The 22691-nt window shown below is 47.0% G+C and carries 16 protein-coding genes; 10 read left to right on the top strand and 6 right to left on the bottom strand.

Annotated elements, in window-relative coordinates:
- Positions 1–447: 447 nt before the first annotated feature.
- Positions 448–1812 (bottom strand): sodium:proton antiporter NhaD, encoded by a 1365-nt coding sequence (gene nhaD / locus HMPREF2983_RS06460; protein ID WP_070667434.1) that lies wholly within the window; start codon positions 1810–1812, stop codon positions 448–450.
- Between the two features lie 99 nt (positions 1813–1911).
- Between nhaD and HMPREF2983_RS06455 the strand changes: the two genes are divergently transcribed.
- From HMPREF2983_RS06455 to ald, 4 genes are all read left to right on the top strand, one after another.
- Positions 1912–2517, top strand: coding sequence for a DUF6621 family protein (locus tag HMPREF2983_RS06455; protein WP_070667433.1), 606 nt, complete (start codon positions 1912–1914; stop codon positions 2515–2517).
- A 6-nt stretch (positions 2518–2523) separates the two neighbouring features.
- Complete coding sequence (locus HMPREF2983_RS06450; protein WP_004378367.1) at positions 2524–3762, top strand: saccharopine dehydrogenase family protein; 1239 nt, start codon at positions 2524–2526, stop codon at positions 3760–3762.
- Between the two features lie 50 nt (positions 3763–3812).
- Positions 3813–4832 (top strand): recombinase RecA, encoded by a 1020-nt coding sequence (gene recA, locus HMPREF2983_RS06445; protein WP_004371104.1) that lies wholly within the window; start codon positions 3813–3815, stop codon positions 4830–4832.
- A gap of 178 nt (positions 4833–5010) precedes the next feature.
- Positions 5011–6114 carry an alanine dehydrogenase gene (gene ald, locus HMPREF2983_RS06440; RefSeq protein WP_070667440.1) on the top strand — a complete coding sequence of 368 codons (1104 nt, stop codon included), beginning with the start codon at positions 5011–5013 and terminating at the stop codon, positions 6112–6114.
- Between the two features lie 627 nt (positions 6115–6741).
- Here ald and HMPREF2983_RS06435 read toward each other — a convergent pair.
- The 5 genes from HMPREF2983_RS06435 to HMPREF2983_RS06415 all read right to left on the bottom strand — a co-directional run bounded on the left by HMPREF2983_RS06435 (position 6742) and on the right by HMPREF2983_RS06415 (position 12988).
- Positions 6742–7482 (bottom strand): nucleoside-specific channel-forming Tsx family protein, encoded by a 741-nt coding sequence (locus HMPREF2983_RS06435; RefSeq protein WP_070667432.1) that lies wholly within the window; start codon positions 7480–7482, stop codon positions 6742–6744.
- A 30-nt stretch (positions 7483–7512) separates the two neighbouring features.
- The gene (locus tag HMPREF2983_RS06430) at positions 7513–7794 is read right to left on the bottom strand and encodes a hypothetical protein (protein ID WP_025879817.1); all 282 of its coding nucleotides are present in this window, start codon (positions 7792–7794) and stop codon (positions 7513–7515) included.
- Positions 7775–10606 (bottom strand): putative LPS assembly protein LptD, encoded by a 2832-nt coding sequence (locus HMPREF2983_RS06425; protein ID WP_070667431.1) that lies wholly within the window; start codon positions 10604–10606, stop codon positions 7775–7777. The genes HMPREF2983_RS06430 and HMPREF2983_RS06425 overlap by 20 nt, the downstream gene beginning before the upstream one ends.
- A gap of 63 nt (positions 10607–10669) precedes the next feature.
- Positions 10670–11206: an HD domain-containing protein gene (locus tag HMPREF2983_RS06420; RefSeq protein ID WP_070667430.1), complete on the bottom strand. Its 537-nt coding sequence runs from the start codon at positions 11204–11206 to the stop codon at positions 10670–10672.
- Positions 11207–11209: 3 nt separating this feature from the next.
- Positions 11210–12988, bottom strand: a complete 1779-nt coding sequence (locus tag HMPREF2983_RS06415) for a biotin/lipoyl-binding protein (protein ID WP_018919916.1) — start codon at positions 12986–12988, stop codon at positions 11210–11212.
- Between the two features lie 185 nt (positions 12989–13173).
- Here HMPREF2983_RS06415 and HMPREF2983_RS06410 point away from each other — a divergent pair, with 185 nt between their 5' ends.
- From HMPREF2983_RS06410 to HMPREF2983_RS06385, 6 genes are all read left to right on the top strand, one after another.
- Complete coding sequence (locus tag HMPREF2983_RS06410; RefSeq protein WP_070667429.1) at positions 13174–14016, top strand: lipocalin-like domain-containing protein; 843 nt, start codon at positions 13174–13176, stop codon at positions 14014–14016.
- A gap of 1050 nt (positions 14017–15066) precedes the next feature.
- Positions 15067–15684, top strand: coding sequence for a fumarylacetoacetate hydrolase family protein (locus tag HMPREF2983_RS06405; RefSeq protein ID WP_070667428.1), 618 nt, complete (start codon positions 15067–15069; stop codon positions 15682–15684).
- A gap of 38 nt (positions 15685–15722) precedes the next feature.
- On the top strand, positions 15723–19265 hold the full coding sequence (porU, locus tag HMPREF2983_RS06400; protein ID WP_070667439.1) for a type IX secretion system sortase PorU: 3543 nt from the start codon (positions 15723–15725) through the stop codon (positions 19263–19265).
- A gap of 46 nt (positions 19266–19311) precedes the next feature.
- Positions 19312–20484, top strand: coding sequence for a type IX secretion system outer membrane channel protein PorV (porV, locus tag HMPREF2983_RS06395; RefSeq protein ID WP_070667427.1), 1173 nt, complete (start codon positions 19312–19314; stop codon positions 20482–20484).
- Positions 20485–20534: 50 nt separating this feature from the next.
- Entirely contained in the window at positions 20535–21008 is a 474-nt protein-coding gene (gene ispF, locus HMPREF2983_RS06390) for a 2-C-methyl-D-erythritol 2,4-cyclodiphosphate synthase (protein ID WP_018919911.1), read from the top strand.
- Positions 21009–21058: 50 nt separating this feature from the next.
- Positions 21059–22501 (top strand): DUF6080 domain-containing protein, encoded by a 1443-nt coding sequence (locus tag HMPREF2983_RS06385; protein ID WP_018919910.1) that lies wholly within the window; start codon positions 21059–21061, stop codon positions 22499–22501.
- Positions 22502–22691 lie beyond the last annotated feature (190 nt).

The following is a 22691-nucleotide window of genomic DNA, read 5'->3' as shown; positions in this document are numbered from 1 at the left end:
CGTTTTTTGCTACTTCGCAACACCACCAAATAGAATTTGAAAAGTCGCAAATCATGACCTTTCCAAGGCATTTCATGCTTTTGGCATTGTCTCCCGAAACACTTTGTCCACCAATTTGCGTCAAGTTAATGCGTCATTAGCGTCAGATTGTCTGCTCATGAATGCCATTTCACACGCTGATATGCGTCAAAACACCGTGCAATTCAAGTCATTTCACGACTTCTTATGCCATAAAATTGGCTTGCAAAAAGAGTGGAATTGTGTAACCGTTTCATACTCAAAGTTTTACCAAACATGCTTAAAACTCGCGTATTTGCAGGCGGGTGAGCTTTTCATTGGAAATACGCGAGCTGTGAAAGAGCATTTGTAAAAGAAATTACGAAACAGAAAAACGGCTGCATCTCCATTCGAAGTGCAACCGTCTTATGATGATTTTGCCGACTGATATTACAGTGCAGTCGGCATAATGAACGTGCGGATGATGAAGTAACTCAGTATTCCCGCCAAATAACCCACAAAGGCAATCCAGCTGACACGCTTCATATACCACCCGAAAGTAATCTTTTCCAATCCCATAACGACTACGCCGGCAGCGCTTCCAATGATGAGGATGCTTCCGCCAACTCCCGCACAATAAGCCAGCAACTGCCAGAAAATGCCGTCAATAGCCATGTCACCGGTCGGTGTGACGGGATACATTCCCATACATCCGGCCACGAGAGGCACGTTGTCAACAATGCTTGAAAGCACGCCGATAATGCCCGTAACGAGATAGTGGTTGTCGTTGAAAGTGTCGTTGAGTGCACCACCCATGGCGGTAAGTACGCCGATTTCCTCAAGGCAGGCCACGGCCATCAGAATGCCGAGGAAGAAGAGAATGGTGCTCATGTCGATGCGGCTCAGCAGGTTGGAAACGCGCTTCTGGAACGTCATGTCTTTGTGATAATGGTGCAGTCGGCGGTAGAATACCTCGGTTACTGTCCATAAAACGCCTAACACAAGCAGGATACCAACAAACGGAGGCAAGTGAGTAATCGACTTGAATACGGGCACAAACATCAGTCCTCCAACGCCCACAGCAAAGATAATCTTGCGTTCCAAGCCTGTAAACTCAAGCACTTCGCCGTCGCGTTTGTCATAGGATGACGACTCTGTCGTTGTGAGTTCTCCCTTGAGTTGCGTCTGCATGATGAGTGCCGGTATGAGAAGTGAGATGACCGAAGGAATGAAAATCTCACTGATTACGCCTAAAGCTGTGATCACACCCTTGTTCCAAAGCATGATTGTTGTCACGTCTCCAATCGGTGAAAAGGCACCCCCGGAGTTGGCTGCGATAATCACTAACGAGGCATAGACAATGCGGTCTTTATGGTCATGCACGAGCTTTCGCAGTATCATTACCATGACAATGGATGTTGTCAAGTTATCCAATATGGCCGAAAGAAAGAAAGTCATGAAGGCAATCTTCCACATCAGGCCCCGCTTGCTCTTGGTACTCATGCGCGTCTGTACCCAGTTAAAGCCTCCGTTTTGGTCGACTATTTCGACGATTGTCATAGCACCCATGAGGAAGAAGAGCGTTGTTGAGGTACTTCCCAAATGGTGTTCGATGGCGCTGCTTACCGCATTTGTGAGCGCATTGCCGGTCAATCCGGGCAGATAACCAGTTGGGTCGACCATGAAAAGTGTCCAGCAAGCCACGAACATCAGTAGTGCAATGGCAGCCTTGTTGACTTTCGTGATACTTTCAAGGGCAATGAAGAGGTAGCCCACTACAAATACCACGATGATTGAAACAGTTAAAGTTGTCATTTTTCCTTATAAATTTAATTCAGCATTAAGCACTGCAAAGTTAAGAAAAAAAACATTATGAGCCACGATAATCTCAAATTAAAACACTATCTTTGTAGCATGAATTCACAGGCAGACAGCAACATCAGGATGAGTGAAAACATAATCATTGCTGATGCTGATTATATAGATTCGGTCGCTTTCGACCTCATTGTCAACTTCGAACGCATGATAGGCAGGCCTATTCCAAAGGCAGATTTAAGCCAATGGGCAGTCTGTGTGGCACTTGACGGAGGTGTGCGTGCAGGAGAAAACGACGTGCAGGTGGTGCTTGTTCATGATGAGAAGCATAAGCAGATGGACAATTTCACGCCGTCAGATTATGCCGGTGAACTTCATGCTAAAGCCTTTACGGATGCACGGTTGGGTGAATTCACGATTACTTCTGTGTCATCAGGCGCGGCCGTCAGCAAGGAAGAATACATCGAAAGCGTGTTGCGTACGCTTTTGGAGCACAAGGAAGTGCGTCGTGTAATGATAGTCCCCGACAGTGAACATGGTGACGGTTATGCCCGTTTGCGCAATCTCTTGCGCCGTGTTGAGGATGAGGATAAGCGCATTACGCTGTTTGCAATGCAGCCCATGGAGGGCGGGAACTTCCGCCAAGAGATATTAGGCTACTCGCTGATGAGTGCATTAGGCATCAAAGCTGAAGAAATAAAATAAACAGATATGAGTAGAATACTGATGATTGGAGCTGGCGGTGTGGCCACCGTTGCAGCCTTTAAGATGGCCCAGAACACCGATGTTTTCACCGAACTGATGATTGCAAGCCATCACAAAGCTAAGTGTGACCGTCTTGTTGAGGCTATTCATGCCAAGGGATACAAGATGAATATCAAGACCGCAGAGGTTGATGCAGACGATGTGGAGCAGCTCAAGGCGCTCTTCAATGACTATAAACCCGAGTTGGTTGTTAATCTTGCACTGCCTTATCAAGACCTCACTATCATGGAAGCTTGCTTAGCTTGCGGTTGCAACTACCTTGATACGGCCAACTATGAGCCTAAGGATGAGGCACATTTTGAATATTCCTGGCAGTGGGCTTATAAGGAAAAGTTTGAGCAGGCAGGTCTTACTGCAATCTTAGGGTGCGGATTTGACCCCGGTGTTTCAGGCATTTATACGGCTTATGCAGCCAAACATTACTTCGATGAAATACATTATCTCGACATTGTTGATTGCAATGCAGGTAATCATCACAAGGCCTTCGCTACGAATTTCAACCCTGAAATCAATATCAGAGAGATTACCCAGAAGGGCTTATACTATAAAGATGGCGAGTGGATTGAAACCGAACCGCTGGCTGTTCACAAAGACCTTACCTATCCAAATATCGGCCCACGCGACAGCTATTTGATGCATCATGAGGAGCTGGAGTCGTTGGTTAAGAACTATCCTACTATCAAGCAGGCTCGCTTCTGGATGACTTTCGGCCAGCAATATCTTAACTATCTCGATGTAATTCAGAACATTGGAATGGCCCGTATCGATGAAGTAGAGTACGAAGCACCGTTGGCTGACGACCCGACAAAGACTGCCAAGGTGAAGATTGTGCCTTTACAGTTCCTCAAAGCAGTGTTGCCTAATCCCCAGGATCTTGGCGAAAACTACGATGGTGAGACTTCTATCGGCTGCCGAATTCGTGGTATAAAGGACGGAAAAGAGCGCACTTACTACGTTTACAACAATTGTAAACATCAGGAAGCTTATAGGGAAACCGGCATGCAGGGCGTCAGTTATACGACCGGTGTGCCTGCAATGATAGGCGCAATGATGTTTGTCAAGGGCATTTGGAAACGTCCGGGAGTGTGGAATGTAGAGGAGTTCGACCCCGATCCGTTCATGGAACAGCTCAACATTCATGGGCTTCCATGGCATGAAGTGTTTGACGGCGACCTGGAACTCTAAGCAAAGAACGAGGCGTTATGTCTCATTTAATCACATAAAATATAGAAGAAATGGCAAAAGAAGCAGTGGCTAACCAGCAAAGCGAGAAGCTGAAAGCTTTGCAGGCAGCAATGTCTAAGATAGAAAAAGACTTTGGTAAAGGCTCTATCATGCGTATGGGTGATGAGCAGATTGAGAATGTAGAAACGATCCCTACAGGCAGTATAGGTCTTGATGTGGCGCTTGGCGTGGGCGGATATCCGCGTGGTCGCATCATCGAGATATATGGCCCGGAGTCGTCAGGTAAGACTACTTTGGCCATTCATGCTATTGCAGAAGCACAGAAGAAGGGCGGCATTGCAGCGTTCATTGATGCAGAACACGCTTTCGATCGCTTCTATGCAGCGAAGTTGGGCGTTGATGTTGACAACCTTTGGATAAGCCAACCCGACAATGGAGAACAGGCTTTGCAGATTGCCGACGAGCTGATTCGCTCGAGTGCTGTTGATATTCTCGTGGTCGATTCAGTTGCTGCACTGACTCCGAAGAAAGAGATTGAGGGCGATATGGGCGACAACGTTGTCGGTTTGCAGGCCAGATTGATGAGTCAGGCATTGCGAAAACTCACCTCAACTATCAGTAAAACCAACACTTGTTGTATCTTTATCAACCAGTTGCGCGAGAAGATTGGCGTGATGTTTGGCAGTCCAGAGACCACAACCGGTGGTAATGCACTGAAGTTCTACAGTAGTGTTCGTCTTGATATTCGCCGTGTAACAAGTCTCAAAGACGGTGATAATATCATTGGAAATCAAGTGCGTGTGAAGGTTGTGAAGAATAAGGTTGCACCGCCATTCCGCAAGGCAGAGTTCGAAATTATGTTTGGAGAAGGCATCAGCAAGGTAGGAGAAATCCTTGATCTTGGTGTAGAATACGGCATCATTCAGAAGAGTGGAAGCTGGTTTAGCTATAACAGTTCGAAGCTTGCGCAGGGCCGTGACGCCACGAAAGCATTGCTTCGCGACAATCCCGAGCTGTGCGAAGAACTCGAAGGTCTTATCACACAGGCCATTGAAGACAAGAAAGCATAGAACTTTCTATACGATAAAACGAGCGCCCGATTATGGAAATGTTCCATGGTTGGGCGCTTTTTATTTGTTCATTTCTGTTTAGTTAAATTTCCTTTTTGCGTTACAACCAATCAAATAAATCATTATATTTGTTGCATATTCTATGACTACTAACTTTAATAACGAAAGGGAAACAGCTATGAAAATCGGTATTCCAAAGGAAATTAAGAACAATGAGAACCGTGTTGGCATGACTCCTGCAGGCGTAAACGAACTCTGTAAGCATGGTCATGAAGTCTACGTGCAGCATACCGCAGGCGAGAATAGCGGTTTTAAGGATGCAGATTATGAGGCAGTAGGTGCTAAAATCCTGCCTGATATCACGGATGTCTATGCCCAGGCAGATATGATTGTGAAGGTGAAAGAACCCATAGCGCCCGAGTATGCGCTTGTTCGTAAGGGGCAGGTGGTATTCACCTATTTCCATTTCGCCTGCGAACGGGCACTCACCGAGGCAATGATCAAGAGCGGAGCTGTGTGTATTGCTTATGAAACGGTGCAGAAAGCAGACGGTTCTTTGCCGTTGCTTGTACCGATGAGTGAGGTTGCAGGCCGTATGGCTGTACTCAATGGAGCACATTATCTGCAGACCACGAAGGGAGGAAATGGCAGACTTATCAGTGGTGTTCCGGGCGTTTTGCCGGCTCGTGTGCTTGTACTTGGCGGTGGAACTGTGGGCGAAGCCGCTGCAAGAATGGCTTCCGGGCTCGGTGCCGAGGTGACGATTGCCGATGTAAACCTGCCGCGTTTGCGTCAATTGGGCATCAATCTGCCGGCCAATGTCCATACACTTTATTCGTCAGACTATAACATTCGCAAGCAACTTCCCATGACAGATATTGTCATTGGCTCTGTACTTGTGCCGGGTGACAAGGCACCTAAGCTCATCACGCGCGACATGTTGGCCCTCATGCAGCGCGGTTCAGTGCTCGTGGATGTGGCTATCGACCAAGGCGGTTGCTTCGAAACCTCTCGTCCTACGACCCATTCCGAGCCTGTTTATGAGGTCGATGGCATCCTCCACTATTGTGTGGCCAACATTCCGGGTGCCGTGCCTAATACGTCAACTTCCGCCTTGACAAATGCCACTTTGCATTATACCGTGGCGCTTGCCGATAAGGGCTGGCAGCAGGCTTGCCGTGAAGACGAAGCCCTTTGCAAGGGACTGAACATCGTAAATGGCAAGGTAACCTATAAAGCGGTTGCTGAAGTGTTTGGCTTAGACTATTGTCCTGCGTTTTAAGGTATAATTAATCGTGGATAAAGCATAATCAGATAAGCATTTTGCGCAGGCTCAGAAAGCCTGCGAATTCACTCTGATTAGTTTGCAATCTCGCTCTTCCCCCTCTCCGGTCAGAGGCGGGGAAGAGAGTGGTTTTGTAAACTTTGTGTCTCTGTTTTTAACACTTTTTGACTGCACCAAATAGAAATTGAAAGGCGGTTTTTCCTGGGGTAGCAAGCGCATTCCATACCTTTCGTCTGCTTCGGCGCATCAACTTTTCTCGTGATTTGCGTCATAATGCACTGCAACATGGTGCAAAACGCGTGATGAAATGCCATAGATTGCATGCCGATTCGAGGCAAGTCAGGATGTAAAAAGCCTCAAATCAGCGTGTTTTCTCGTGTGTAGGTAGCCTTTAAAAGGCGGTATTTTGTGTAACTGTTTGATGCTCAAAGGTTTGCTTAAAGGCTTCAAAACTCGCGTATTTGAAGCCGAGTCCCGATTGTTTTTCAGCAGACCCCTTCCTGAAGAAGCATTTGTAAAGATAATTATGAAGTGCTTATGGCCGAGTTTCGTCATTCAAACGTGATGATCAAACCTTACTGCCAAGCATGCGTTTTCTTCTTTGGAAAGGGGTGGGAGAGGCTTTCAGAAAGTCCATTTTGCTGCCACTGTCGGCAAAGCATAAAAGCGGTTGTGTTCTCCCTGCTTATTCCAGACGAAGTTGTTGCTCAGTTCAACCTCGCTGCCGAGGCTCAGATTGACGCCCTGCATGCCTTTCAATGCGTTGATATTAAACCAGAACTGCGGCTCACTCAACACGATAAGCTTGCCATTCACATTGGGATTGTACCACAAGTCGCAGAAACCGCTGAAGGTGCAAAGTCCATGTGCGAACGTCATCCCCCACACTTCGGTCAGCTGGAAGCCGCTGAAAGGGTGTGCACTATAGTGTCTGTTTTTGAAATAATACTTGTACATGGCCTGCACGGAGAATGTCTTTGAGAAGTCTGTACTATGCCAATTCCATGCACCTCCTAACAACACAGCATGTTGGAAGCGCGTTGCCTGCCAACTGTTTTCGTCAGAAGAGAGTCCGCCATTATATTCAATGTGGGCTGCCCACTGCTTGTTTTTGGTGAGATTGAACTCGCGTGAAACCTCCCAATAGGCTCCCGCAACGCCGTCTCTCTGATAGTCTATGTCGGTAAATAAGTAAGTACTGCCCCATTTATCAGGCTTGAACATTTCTACAGTGGTAGTAACTGAAGGCCTGTTTGTAAGGTCTTTGTAGAGAGAATGACCGAGGTCGTAGTGCAATTGCACATTCTGTGCCGTCGCTCCCAAGGCAAGGAGCAGGAGCAGTAGCATGAGAACAGATTTTTTCATAAATGTTATTTGTGGTATATAAGATAAATGTCAGAGAAGATTTCCTAATTGTTCCACGGCCGATTTCATGTCGTCAGCGAAAGTCGTATGTGTCAGGAGAAAGCCTTCTTTGCCTTTGGCGAGGGTTTCATAGAGTGCGGGACTCATCTCGTTGACATACTCGCTGATGGCATATTCGATGTCATCTTTCTGGTGTTCACTGTGCGAAAAGGCATAAACTTGCCATTTCTGATGAAAGAAGCAATAGGCTGCTTCGATGCTGTCTTTGGTGAATGAAGGCTTTTCCATAGGCTTAATACCACTGCACGGCATTGCTGTAGCCACTGCGTTTGTCGTATTTCAGTGCGTCGGTGAGTGTGCTTGCATTGCAGCGGAAAGTGAAATTGTAACTTGTGTAAGGCGCAAGAACGACTTGACAGCTCATGTTGAAGCAGTGAAGATCACGTTGCAGGCTGGCTGTCGTCATGCTGAGTGCGTGGTGTTCGAAGTCATAACCCGACGAAAAACTGATGTTCCAACCGTCGCTGATGCGCAGGTTACCGCTGAAGTTCAGGGTTTGTGAGAACGTGTAGGGATAGCGCATCGTCTTGTAGTTGAACCTGTTGATGTCGTTACTCTCACGCATCGTGATGCCATATCCAAAGGTGATAGACCATGGCATGCTGAAACTCATGTAGCCATCATCATCGGTCTTTGCCTTGTGGCCACTACCTTTACGGCGTGCACTGCGCTGTCCTTCGATCATATCATCGTCGACATTCGACTCGATATCAGTGTCAACTCCTTCTGCCTCGGGGTCGTTGCGCTTGCTTTTCGTGTCGTCATCATCGCCACCTCCACCGAAAAGCTTCTTGATTTTCTCTGGAGTGAGCGTGTAAGAGATGTTCTGCGACATGCCCTGGAAACGGCCAATCTTGCCCATTCCCCAATAGGTGTGGTTGCCGACATAGGGCTTTCCGTTGCTGTCGAGCTCGTAGGCATAGGATGCAAAGACGGCGTTGAGGTTGAAAGTATAGTTCTTCCACCACTTCAGACGCAGGTCGACACTGAGGTCACTCCATGGTTTCTCTTTGGCTGCCATGTTGTATGACATTCTGAAACCGAGGTTATCGATGATGCTTATCTTGCGGATGCCGGTTGAATCCTTGTCGGATTTAATCTTCATCTCAATGTTGTTGTCGAACGAAAAGCTTACATTTCCCGTCTTTCCCCGGCCGGGAACGCTGTAAAGACCATTGGAATAAGGTGAATAGTCAACGAGTTCAACGCTGCCGTCGGCATTGGTTCGCTGATAAGTGCTGTAGTAACCATAGCGTGAAGAACCGAAGTCGGGCGCGTAGCTGAAGCTGACCGAAGGCGTGATGACATGGCGGATAGCTTGGATTTTGTCGCCGAAAATCTTGCGGTTAGGTATGAACATACCGTAGAGTTTAGTGCTTGCACTGAGGCTAAGGTCCCAATTGTAGATGTTATGGAAGCCATATGTGGTGTCGGAAACCTCCTTTTGAGTGGTTCTGTTCCATGATTTTGTCACCTTGTTGGTGTACATTCGGTCGGTGAAATTGAACGAAGGACTCACGTTGATGTAGTTGAACAGCGTGAAGTTGCCACTCACCGGGATGCGATGTTGCATACCGTTGCGCCAGTCTTTGATGAGATTGGAGCGGAGAAGACGGTCTTCTTTCGTGTTGATAGAGTTGCTGATTTGTCCTGTGTAGCTGACGGAAATCTTCTCATACCAGCGTTCTGCACCTGCGGCATGACGTCGTTTGAAAGGGTAGAAACGGCTCAGACTGATGTTCAGATCAGGCAGAGTGAGCGCTATACTCGAGTCGCTCATGTTCTGATTCAGGTTGGCAGTGGCACTCAAGGAAAGGCCGATGCTCGAGAAGTTGGTGCCCCAACTGACCGAAGAAGTACGTGTTGTCTGCGTGAGTGTCTGTGGATTGTAGAGGCTTCCCAAGTTGTTGCGCTCATAACTTGACGTAGCAAAGTTCACACTTGCAGCCAAAGAACTGTACGGACTGGCTTTCTGATCCTGGCGATGACTCCATTGTATCTTGAAACTTTGCTGTCGGGTGTAGTCCGGTAAGCCTTTATCTCCGGTCTTGGTATCTTGATATGCGGCGTAGAAAGTGCCGTTGTAACGATAGCGTTTGCGGTAGTTGGTGGCTACACTCAGGCCCCATGAGCCTTTAGTATAAATCTCACCGAGGAGCTTCAAGTCCCATTTGTCGCTCAAAGCAAAGTAATATCCACCGTCGCGGAGATAGAAACCGCGTGTGCTTTCATCGCCATATGAGGGCATGATGAAACCGCTTGAATATTTCTTGGAGAATGGAAAGAAGCCATAGGGGATAGCTAATGGCAACGGAACATCAGCCACAACAAGATATGCCGGGCCGAAAACGACGTCCTTTCCAGGGCGTACTTTGGCACGCGAAAGGGCGATATAGAAGTCCGGACAGTCTTTATCACAAGTGGTATAACGGCCATGTTTCAGGAAAATCTCACCTTTGTCATTGCGCTTGGAAAGCTGACTTGAAAGGAAACCCTCCTGTTGTTGGGTCGTAACATTCTGTATAAGTCCCTTCTTACTCTTGAAGTTGAAGGCCATGGTATCGCTCTCATAGTTGTCTGATCCCATGGAAAAAACAGGTGTTCCCGTTAGTCCTTTGGTAGCCGTATCGCGCACCCCGGTGGCATGAACGAGGCTACTGTCCATGTTAAGATAGATGCGTTCGCTCTTAAGATCCATGTTCTCGTACTTCACATTCGATGTTCCGTAGAGGAAAGCTGTCTTGTTTTGCGCGTCATAAACCATGGAGTCGTTGGCCGAAAAGGTCACAGGAGCGTCTATTCCGTTCTTTTTTTGGCGGTTTAATGAGTCAAGATAAATGGAATCATCAATCTGTTTGTTGTGTCGGTAAATAGCCAATTGCAGCGAATCCATCTTGGTTGTATCGATGATTTCACGGCCGGCAGAGTCTTTTCTTACGGTTTTGTTGATAGCAATGCTGTCATTAGAAGCACGCTTATGCTTCTTTCGAAATTGGTAGTCGGCATCGGCCATCATGAAAAGGACGGCACACAACAGCAGGGCTATAAACGAATATCTTCTCATTTGAACTGCAAAGATAGTGATAAATCGCTGAAACACCCTTTCTTTCAGCGTTAAAAGATATTTTTATTCAAAGAGTTTCTCCCACCCTTTGAAGCGTTCTAAGCCTTCTTCTCCAAAGCGTTTAAGACTTCGTTCGGCTTGTTCAATGGTCTTTTCTACTTCGGGATGTGTCTTTGAAAAGAACTTGTCGGCATAACAGATGACTTTTTCTTCCATGGTTTCGGGCAGGAAGTCCTGATGAGGCAGTGGCAGATTGAGGCGTATAATCTCCCCTTTCGTGATGCCTGCTCCTGTGTGACGCTCGCATACTCTGGCGTGTTTCGGATAGCCTTCTGCCCGTAGAAGTTCTGCACCTATACGTCCGTGAATGAGATAAGGCTCGCTTCCGAAGCAATAAATTCCAGGCGCATTGCATTTGAAAATGCCGATATCGTGGAGCATGGCAGCCTCAATGATGAACTGACGGTCAAGGAGAAGCTCCGGATGAAGGTCACAAATGCGCACAGCACGCTTAGTAACAAGCGTGCTGTGTGTCATAAGTATATACCGAAGTTGATTGTCTTCGGGATAGTATTTATCAATGATTGCCTGATAATCCATGGCTTATTCTGCCTCGGGACGCTGGATATAAGCTATCACATCGCCCTTACTTACCTTGGAACCTTGCTTGGCATTGATCTCAACAAGCTGTCCGCCGAGAGCTGCAGGAATAGCTTCAAACTCGCCCCATGGCGTGCAGATATAGCAGAATGTGTCGCCTTCTTTGTATTCTTTTCCAATGAATGGCTCGATAGCCGGAGCTGCTTCGCCGTCTCCTTGGAACTCCCAGAAGATCTGACCCTTTACAGGTGCAACGATAGCATCAGCCTTGGCATGCTTGAATGCAGTTGCTTCTTCGAGGCTGACCTTTGCTCCAAGCTTTGCATCCTTGGCCTTCTGAAGGTCTTCCAAGAAGTTCTTCTTGGCCTGACCACTCTTATAATTACGGTATTGTTCAGGGTGCATAGCCAGTTCAAAGAGTTCTTCGTCGTCCTGACCATAGTCCCATCCGTTCTCATCCATTTCCTTCTTGAAGTCTTCAAGCGCGTTAGTGAGCAGGGTTCTTGGGTCAACATCGGTGAATTCGCGACCCTGTTTCTTTGCTAATTCAACAAGTTCCGGGTCGATTTTCCCAGGTACTTTACCGCTCTTTCCAAGGATCATACCCCACATTGACTCGTCCATCATGACGAAACGGCCTTTACCTTGCTCCATCGTAAGCAGGTTCATGAGGGCAATGTTCTTGGTGTATTGGCTGAAAGGTGTCACCAATGGAGGATAACCTACACGTGGCCAAACATATTCAACTTCATTGAACAACTTCACAAGCATATCGTCCATAGAGAGTTCTTCCTCGCCTTTCTTCTTGCGAAGGTTATTGATTGTCTGGCGAATACCACCGAGATCAGCCATCATGGAGCCCATCATTCCACCGGGAAGTCCGCAACCTAACAGCAGAGAAGACATGTATTTGTTGGCTGGATTGATGAAATAACCGAGCCATTCATCAATGAATTCCTGTGTCAGTGCACGTGCTTTCATGTAGGCGTTCATATTGATGTCTGGCACTTCGAAGCCCTCATTGCGCAGCATGCTCAATACAGAAATGATGTCAGGATGCACCTTACCCCATGACAAAGGCTCAATAGCTGTGTCGATGATGTCGGCTCCATTGTTGCATACTTCAAGGATAGAAGCCATTGAAAGTCCTGGGCCTGAGTGTCCGTGATATTCGATAATGATGTCCGGATGCTTGGTCTTGATAGCCTTAGTCAGCTTACCCAAGAATGCAGGCTGACCGATTCCGGCCATGTCTTTGAGGCAGATTTCCTCTGCACCTGCCTCGATAAGTTCATCGGCAAGCTTCGTGTAATACTCCAAAGTGTGCACAGGAGAGGTGGTGATACACAGTGCAGTCTGTGCAGTCATACCTGCTTCCTTGGCCCACTTGATAGAAGGCTTGATATTACGAACGTCATTCAGACCGTCAAAGATACGTGTGATGTCGGTGCCTTGTGCATGTTTTACCTTGTACATCAAGGCGCGGACATCGTCAGGAACGGGGTACATGCGGAGGGCATTCAAGCCACGATCCAGCATGTGAGTCTTGATACCGGCCTCATGAAGCGGCTTGCAGAAAGCGCGAACGGCCTCGTTAGGGTTCTCACCGGCAAGGAGATTAACCTGCTCAAAGGCACCACCATTGGTTTCAACACGGGCAAAACATCCCATTTCAACAAATACAGGAGCAATGCGTTCCAATTGATCTTTGCGTGGTTGGAACTTGCCTGAACTCTGCCACATATCCCGATAGACGAGACTGAACTGTATTTTCTTTCCCATTATATGATTATAATATGTATTTGATATCCTTTGAATAAAAAAGGCACTTGCCTGTCGGTGTATTTCAACCACAATGCAACAAGAACCCGTCGGGCTGCAAAATTAGGTAAAAAAATCCAAAAACGGCATGATAACATGTATTTTTTGCAATTATTGCTTTATATTTGCACAAAATTTAGAATCTTATGAAAACGAAGACATATGCAGCCATTTTGTGCGTCATTCTGCTGCTGACGGCGTGTGGTGAAAAGGCAAAAACAACCGCAAGTCAGGAGGAACGACCGAATGAAGAAGTGAAGCTGAAAGGCGACAGCACTGTCTATGGACTTGCATGTGAAGGCTGTAACGACTCCACCATCGTGCTTTTGCCTTTCGATGGGCGTGATCCTGTGTCTTATGAAATCATTGATGCCAATCGCAACGGTCGTGTGTTGGGCGACATTCAGATTGGTGATTGGATTGGTGTTGTAGTCAGCAAGCAAGACAAGCGCGTGGCCGATGAGGTGATTGATCTCGACGAATTGAAAGGCATCTGGTGCTATGTCGTCATGCCACAGATGCGCGATTACGAAAAGATGAGCAAGCGGTTGCAGAGCCGTATGATGCGCAACATGCCCGATTCGATAAAGCAAACCTATCTTATTCCACGCGAATATGGTTTCTGGTTGCGTCGTCAATGGACGGCACAAAGTGTGGGTTATGTCAGCGAACAGTCGTCTTTGGAGCAGGAAAGCCCTGTAGTTTATCCGCAATTAGGCTACTTTACGGGGTGGCATATATGGAATGGAAAGCTTATTATAGAGAGTGCGACGCCTGTTTATAATAAGGATAATACCGTCACGATTACCAATCCGTGCAAAGACACCTGTATTATTGTCTACTTAGGGCAGGACTCTCTCGTGCTCAGTGACGGCTTTGTGTCACGCAGTTACTATCGTAAGAAAGATATTAACGATGTCAATGTCAAGGCTCGTTATATCGCTGAAAAACTGAAAAAAGAGGCATTACGCAAGACAATGCAGCAGTAGTGATACCCACCCCCGACTCATCTGATACCCACCCCCGCCCCCTCCCGAGGGGAGGGGAGAGTGAGATTGTGGAGCCTTTTCTATCTCATTATTTTCTTTGTCTTGCTCACTTAACGAACAACGACCTACGGTTCGAGGGGAGGGGAGAGTGAGATTGCGGAGCCTTTTCTGTCTCATTATTTTCTTCGTCTTACTCACTCAATGAACAACGCCCTACGGTTCGAGAGGAGGGGAGAGTGAGATTGCGAAGCCTTTTCTATCTCATTATTTTCTTTGTCTTGCTCACTTAACGAACAACGCCCTACGGTTCGAGGGGAGGGGAGAGTGAGATAGCGGAGCCTTTTCTATTTCATTATTTTCTTCGTCTTGCTCACTCAACGAACAACGACCTACGGTTCGAGGGGAGGGGAGAGTGAGATTGCGGAGCCTCCCCCTGCCCCTCCAAAGGAGGGGAGAATGAGATTGCGGGCTGAACAGCGGGAGTTCGCAGGCTTTTTAAGCCTGTGCAATCCGCTAAGCATGGTCAGTATGTTTTCTGCCTTGTATGTTCTGAAAATACTTAACAAATGCCTTCTCAGGATTTTACGCATTTGAAAATGGAAATCTTTTTGTTCGAAATACGCGCGAAATTCAGTGATTAAGTAAGCTTCTGACAGTCAGTTTGTTACAGATGAAGATTGTTGTTATCGCATGAAATCACATGAATACAACGCGCAATCTAAGGCAGATTGTCGTGTAATCTGCCTTAGATTGTGTCGCTTTCTCCGTCATTTTAGCGTGCAAAATGAATGAAATGAGAGGCTAAGAAGCATAGAAATGGGTCGCAATGGCATTTTTCAAGCCATTTTATTGGTTTGAAATTACCGGAAATTCTGCAAGAACTTGTTTTGTCAAATTTATTACACTATGTTCTCAAAGCTTGTTTTTTGGTAAACAATATCAACAAAGTTGCCCTTTCTCCTCCTTCCTTTTACAACATAACTCGCCAATTTCTTGCACGTTTGGGAATTTATAACGAACTTTGTGCCACGTTATTAAACGACACAACAGATGAAGATATTTGCCGTCGGCATGAACTATATGCAGCACAATAAAACGCTGCCCGGCTCGTTTTCTAAATCAGAGGACCCTGTCATTTTCACCAAATGCGACACTGCTTTGCTGAAAGACGGCAAGCCGTTCTTTATCCCCGACCACCTCGGAAGCATCGAATATGAAACCGAATTGGTGGTGCGCATCTGCAAATTGGGCAAGACTGTTCCCGTAAGATTTGCCTCCCGATACTACGATGCGGTGACGGTGGGCATTGATTTCACGGCTCGTGAACTGCAAAGTCGATTGCGGGAGCAAGGTCTTCCATGGGAGCTTTGCAAGGGATTTGACGGTGCAGCCGCACTCGGGACATTCGTTCCTTTGGATAAGATAAAGCCCGTTCAGAACCTTCGCTTTCATCTTGACATCAATGGAACTACGGTTCAGGAGGGCTATTCGGGCGATATGCTCCACCAAGTGGATGAGATTGTCTCGTATATCAGCCGATATTTTACGCTCCGCACAGGCGACTTGCTTTATACCGGCTGTCCAACGGGCTGCGGTCCCGTAAGGATTAACGATCATCTTGAGGGCTATCTTGAGGAACAAAAGGTATTGGAATTCAATTGCAAATAACAGTTATCAACCATCACATCAACCAACAACGCACCGCTATGAGGCGCTTCTTAAAGTTTATTCTTGTCGTTTTGTGGTTGTCATTGAGCCTCGGTTTGCAGGCTTCGCAACGCTTCTTCAATCTCACTTACGAACAGGTGAAGATTGATTCTGTGTTGCCTCGTTTCGCATATAGCATACCGCTGCATGGCGATTACCGTGATTCTGTCTATCGGGTGAGCATTGTTTATCCTGAATTTGTGGATATGTCGCAGCGTAATATCGAGCATTACAACCGTCTTTCCGGTGCTGCCTTACCTGCGATGCCACCCGTTCAGCAGTTCATTGCCATGAACAGACGGCGTCCCGAGCTTGTAGTTTCATTCCTTCCATTGGTATATCGCGACGGCCGTTACCGCATTTTGGTCAGTTTCATGCTGAAAGTGGAGTCGTTTGCTGTGGCGAAAGCCAGGGCTTACAGTCATCTTCCTGCCACGCGAAGTAATCCTTCCGACCGTTATGCTAAGCAGTCGGTATTGGCCAATGGGCGCTGGGTGAAAATACGTGTGCCGTCATCCGGTGTCTATCAACTTACCGAAACACTCGTTCGAAAGGCCGGTTTCACAGATATTAATAAGGTGCATGTCTACGGGTATGGGGGCAATTTGCAGCATGAAGTGCTGACAGAAGCCGATCTTGTCAAAGGAGATGACCTGCATGAAGTGGCCCAGTGCGTAGTTGATGGCAGGCATCTTTTCTATGCACGAGGGCCTGTTTCGTGGGAAAGTAAATATTCTGTACGACGTATCCGCAATCCTTATTCAGACTATGGTTACTATTTTCTGACAGAGACTGAGGTCACTTCATCCCCTGTGGACACGACATCTTTCCTGAAAACTTTCTATGCGTCGGCCGATGATTACCATTCCCTTTATGAGCGTGACGGCTTTGCCTGGTATCAAGGTGGACGCAATCTGTTTGATCCCGAGCCTATTGCTGTGGGACAAAGCAAGTCGATTCAGCTCAGGAAACCTCGTGCAACAGACAGTGGAAGAATTTGTGTTGCCGTGAGTGCAGGCTCAAACAGCGAAGTAGAAGTCTACATGGGTGATCGCCAACTCGGTCGGTTACCAATCCGACTGCTTGAATATGACAAGGGAAACGAACGCCGTGCTGTCTATCCGTTTGTCTCTACCGATGAGTTGAAGTCCTTGGAAATCAAAGTCGTTTCAGGTGGCCCTGTGCGGTTGGATTATGTGTCAATCACTTGGGACGGTGCGGTTCCTGCCCCCATTTTCAAGTCAAACGACTTCGCCGTTCCTGAGTTGGTAGGTGTTGTCGGCAATCAGAACAGGCATGCAGATGCGCAGGCAGACATGGTCATCATCGTGCCTTCGTCGGGTAAACTCACTGCACAGGCAATGCGGTTAAAGGAATTTCATGAGAAAAAAGACGGGCTTCGCGTCAACATAGTGTCTGCTGATGAGCTTTATAATGAGTTTTCAAGCGGTACGCCCGATGCCAATGCGTATCGCCGTTACCTGAAGATGCTCTACGATCGGGCGGCATCTGCCGATGATGCTCCACGCTATCTGTTGCTCTTCGGCGACGGAGTTTGGGACAATCGCATGCTGACCAATGAAACGAAAGGACTCAATCCTGATGATTATCTGTTGTGTTATGAGAGTGAAAACTCATTTAATCAGGTTGAATGTTATGTAGATGATAACTTCTTTGGGCTGTTGGATGACGGTGAAGGAGGCGACTTGCAAGCACGCGATCTGCCTGATGTTGCCGTGGGACGCTTCCCTGTTTCAACGGCTGATGAAGCCAAGATAATGGTCGACAAGACGATAAGTTATGCCACAAATGCAAACGCCGGAGCTTGGCAGAACACGTTAGTGTTCATGGGAGACGACGGCAATAACAATCTACATATGGATGATGCGAACACTGCAGCAGATGAAATGGCATCGCAACATCAAGGATATGTGGTCAGGAAAATCATGTGGGATGCCTATAAGAGAGAGACTTCTGCAACGGGAAACAGCTTTCCTGACGTGCGTAAAGCTATCTTACAACAGCAGGCCCGCGGTGCACTTGTGATGGATTATGCAGGTCATGGCTCTGAAATTCAGATTTCCCATGAGGGCGTTTTGCGTATCAATGACTTCGCATCTTTTACAAACAGCAACCTGCCTTTATGGATAACAGCCTCTTGTGACATTATGCCTTTCGACGGAACTGCCGCAACTATCGGTGAAACTGCATTGCTGAATCCACGCGGTGGAGCTGTAGCTTTCTTCGGAACTGCACGTACCGTGTATGCCATATACAACAAACCGATGAACATGGCCTATCTGAAATATGTGCTTGGAACGACAAACGGACAGGCAACTACAATCGGAGAAGCGTCGCGTTTGGCACAGGTGGAAATGATAACTACGGGACAAGACCTCACGAGTAATAAGCTTCAGTATGCCCTTTTGGGTGACCCTGCACTCAGATTGCACCAACCTAAACCGCAGGCGGTGGTCGATTCGATCAATGGAATAGCCGTAGGAACTACGCCGTTACCCGTCATCAAGGCTGGCGGAACCGTTCGTATTGCGGGACATATAAACAGTGACAGGCCTTTCAATGGCGTAGCAACGATGACCGTTCGTGACTCGCGTGAGCTCGTCACTTGCAGGCTGAACGATAATACCGAGGCCGAGAATGCATTCCAATATTACGACCGTCCGACAACCATCTTCACGGGGTCAGACAGTGTGAAGGCCGGAAAATTCAGCTTTTCCTTTGCTGTTCCCCGCGATATTAACTACAGTAACGGCAATGGTCTCATTAATGTTTATGCCGTTAATGACGACCATGACCATATCGTTCATGGTTCTTGCGATCGCTTTTTAGTAGGAGGCAGTGCCGAATTGACCAATGATTCCATTGGTCCTTCTATCTACTGTTACCTCAATTCGCCTTCATTTGAGAACGGAGGACGCGTGAACAGCACGCCTTATTTCGTGGCCCGACTGACCGATAAGGACGGAATTAACGTTTCGGGAAGTGGTATCGGCCATAATCTTGAACTCATCATCGACGGCGATATGAATAAAACCTACGTGCTGAATGATAACTTTCAGTATGAATTTGGCAGCTATACAAGTGGCTCCACCTATTATAACATCCCGCCACTTGCACCCGGTAAGCACCGTTTACAGTTCAAGGCATGGGATATTTTGAATAATTCTTCAACCACATGGCTTGACTTTGAGGTTGCAAAAGGCTTGCGCCCGAACTTCTTCAGCGTAGATGTTTCACAGAATCCTGCCCGAACAGGCACGCGCTTTATCATCAACCACGACCGTGTGGGCAGCAAAATGGACGTGGAACTTGAGGTTTTCGATACCTCAGGACGCCTGCTTTGGCGGCATAAGGAGCAGGGAGTTCCCACCTCAAATGCCTATACTGTCGACTGGAATCTGCGTACTGACGGGGGCAGTCAATTGCAGACAGGCATCTATCTCTATCGGGCAAAGATTGCATGTGAGGGCAGTGAACAGGCAAGTAAGGCGCAGAAACTCGTCGTTGTGGGCAATAATTAACCGCATTGAGCGTTTATCAATCATATAAAAAACAGGAAAAAACAAGATGAAAAGATTGACTTTGGTACTCTCACTGATGCTTTTGATGACGCTTTCGGCATCTGCACAGCTGAAGAAAACCGACATATTCAACCCCGTTTACACGGCAGTTACCTCACAAACTATTGCTCCTGATGCCCGCGCAGCAGGTATGGGTGACGTCGGAGTAGCAACAGATCCCGATGTGAATTCACAGTACTGGAACCCTGCAAAGTATCCTTTTACGGTTAGTAGAGCCGGCGTTTCGCTCAATTATACGCCTTGGTTGCGCCAGTTAGTCAATGATATGTATCTCGCAAATCTTGTCGGTTACTATCGCATTGGCGACTTTAGTTCGGTATCAACTTCGCTCCGTTACTTCAACATGGGCGAGGTAATCATGAAAGGTCCGATAGGAGGAAGCAACGGTATGACCATTAATCCCTACGAAATGTCGCTGGACGTGGCCTACTCTTTGATGCTTAGTGAGAAGTTTTCTATTGCAGCTGGCCTGCGTTGGATATACTCAGACCTCACCTATGACTATTCTTCGGAGACCACACCAGGTAGTGCTTTCGCAGCAGATATAGCGGCTTACTATCAGAACTACATTAATATCGGACAGCGAGAGTGCCAGCTTGGCATTGGTTTGAACGTCTCAAACATTGGTAGCAAGATTAATTTCGGCAGCGATACAAATAGTGAGTTCATCCCGACAAATATGCGTCTGGGTGCTTCTTTGATGATACCTGTCGACGAATATAACCGCTTCTCCGTTGCTGCCGACGCCAATAAGCTGCTCGTTCCCACGCGTCCTATTCAGGGAGAGAACGAGTCTCAGGTGGATTATGATGCGCGATTGCAGAAAGATTACTATGATGTTTCGAGCATTGCAGGCATTTTCAAGAGTTTCGGCGATGCTCCTGGAGGATTTAAAGAAGAGCTTCAAGAGGTGAGTTGGAGCCTTGGTGGCGAATACACCTATAATGATAAGTTTTCTCTTCGCGCCGGTTATCACCACGAAAGTGAAACGAAAGGCAACCGAAAATACTTCACAGTAGGTGCCGGTTTCAAGATGAGTGCTTTCTCTCTTGATGCCGGTTATGTCATTGCAACGGCTAAAAGTAATCCGCTTGACCAGACACTTCGTTTCACCTTGACCTTTGATATGGACGGTATCAAAGACCTTTTCAAGAAGTAAGAAGCTGATTTCAATCACTTCATTTCCTAAATAACATTGATTTAATAAGAATGATTCGAGTAGGCATGGGCTTTGATGTCCACAAACTTGTTGAGGGCCGTGACCTTTGGTTGGGAGGCATAAAGATTGACCATTCCATGGGACTTCTGGGGCATAGTGATGCCGATGTGCTCCTGCATGCCGTCAGTGATGCCCTTCTTGGCGCTGCAAACATGCGCGATATTGGTTTTCATTTCCCCGACACGAGTGACAAAACGCTCAACATGGACAGTAAGATTATCTTGAAACGTGTTGTCGAACTGATAGGCGAAAAGGGGTATCGTGTGGGAAATATTGATGCTACAATCTGTGCCGAACGCCCCAAAATCAATCCTCATGTGCCCGCAATGAAATCCTGTATGGCCAAGGTTATGGGCATTGATGAAGACCAAATCTCTATCAAAGCCACGACAACAGAGAAGCTCGGATTTACCGGACGGGAGGAAGGAATGTCGGCTTATGCGGTGTGTTTGATTGAGAAATAGAGGGCAGCAACCGTTTCTTTTTCGTAAATTTACAGGCAAAATCGTCAGAAATGAAAAGGATATTCGGCATCTTCAAGGTAAAGAAAGAAGAGCGGTGGCTGGCTTTTGCCATGCTCATCTATGCCATTGTGCTCAATGGTTTTGTGGTTTATAAGTACTTTGACAGGTTCTCTCAGATTGCAACCGACTATCATAAACTCTTCGTCCGCACGTTTCATATCTCGGGGTTCGACCCATTAAGCTATGAAATTGTATCCGAGTGGGGCACTGTCTACAATATTTATCGCCACCCTCTGCTGGCGTTTTTCATGTTTATTCCTAATCAGATCAACCAAGGTCTGATGCAACTCACAGGACTGAACTGTGCACAAATCGTCGTAGCTGCCCTGTTGATATTCTGTTGTTTCTACAGTTTCCTTTTTCTTTATCGCATTCTTCGTGAGGTCATCGAACTGAAACCATTTGACAGTTCATTGCTTTCGCTGCTGTTTTTCAGCTTTGCCTATGTGATGGTTTCTGTCAGTGTGCCCGATCATTTTGCACTGTCGATGTTCATGTTGCTGTTGACTCTCTATGTCGCCGGCAAGAAAATAAAACGCAAGATGATGTTCACGAAATGGCAGACGGTGCTGTTTTTCATCCTCACGGCAGGCATATCGCTCAACAACGGCATCAAGATATTCCTCGCCAACTGCTTTGTGAACGGTCGCCGTTTCTGGCGTCCGGCCAATCTTCTGCTGGCAATACTCCTGCCTTCGGCTATGCTTTGGGAACTCGCCCGACTTGAATGGAACCATTATGAACGCCCTGGTTTTGAGGCGAGAGAGCATGCTAAGGCCGTTAAAGTGGCTGAAGAACATGCCCAACTTGCCCGCGCTTTTCGCGATACTACACGGCTGAAAGACTCTGTGGAGATTGAAAAGAGCATTCAACTGCTGATAAAACAGAAGGCAAGAGAGAAGTATATTGCCGACCATAAGCAGCCTTGGAACCAGCATACAGGCAAACCTATTGCCAAGGGTGAGTTCAGTCAGTGGACTGATATCACGACTCCGCGCGTGCCAAGTATTGTTGAAAACCTCTTCGGTGAAACCATTCAGTTGCATCAAGACCACCTTCTGCAAGACACACTTCGCGCCCGTCCGCTCATCGTCAACTATCGGTTTGCCGTCAACTACATAGTTGAAGCCCTTGTCGTACTGCTCTTTTTAGGCGGAATATGGTGTGGTCGGCGTGCGCGTCTGATGTGGCTTGCCCTGTCGTTCTGGGCATTCGACATGCTGATTCATGTGGTGCTTGGCTTCGGTCTCAATGAAGTTTACATCATGGGTGCCCATTGGTTGTGTGTACTCCCCATTGTCATGGCCTATCTTTTCAAGACACTTCAGCGCCATGATGCAGCACTTTATGTGGTGCGGGCAGTCACCTTGGCCCTCACCGTCTTCCTTTTTGCATGGAATTTCGTGCTCTATTGCGGATATTTATTGGCGTAGAAAGAAGGAAATTTCATAATGTTGAGTGTTTAATGTGTAATGTTGAATTATATTAATGCATAACTGATAATGTATAATTCATTATTCATCATGCATCATTATGAGGTGATTAATCCTATAATCTCTTGTAAATTAGTTCTCCTCCTCCTTTGAGGAGAGGTTAAAGTTGCAGCTCTTTTTGTTGTTAACC

The organism is Prevotella sp. HMSC077E09, assembly GCF_001814685.1.
GTDB lineage: Bacteria > Bacteroidota > Bacteroidia > Bacteroidales > Bacteroidaceae > Prevotella > Prevotella oris.
This window is presented reverse-complemented; position numbering and strand designations above follow the sequence as displayed.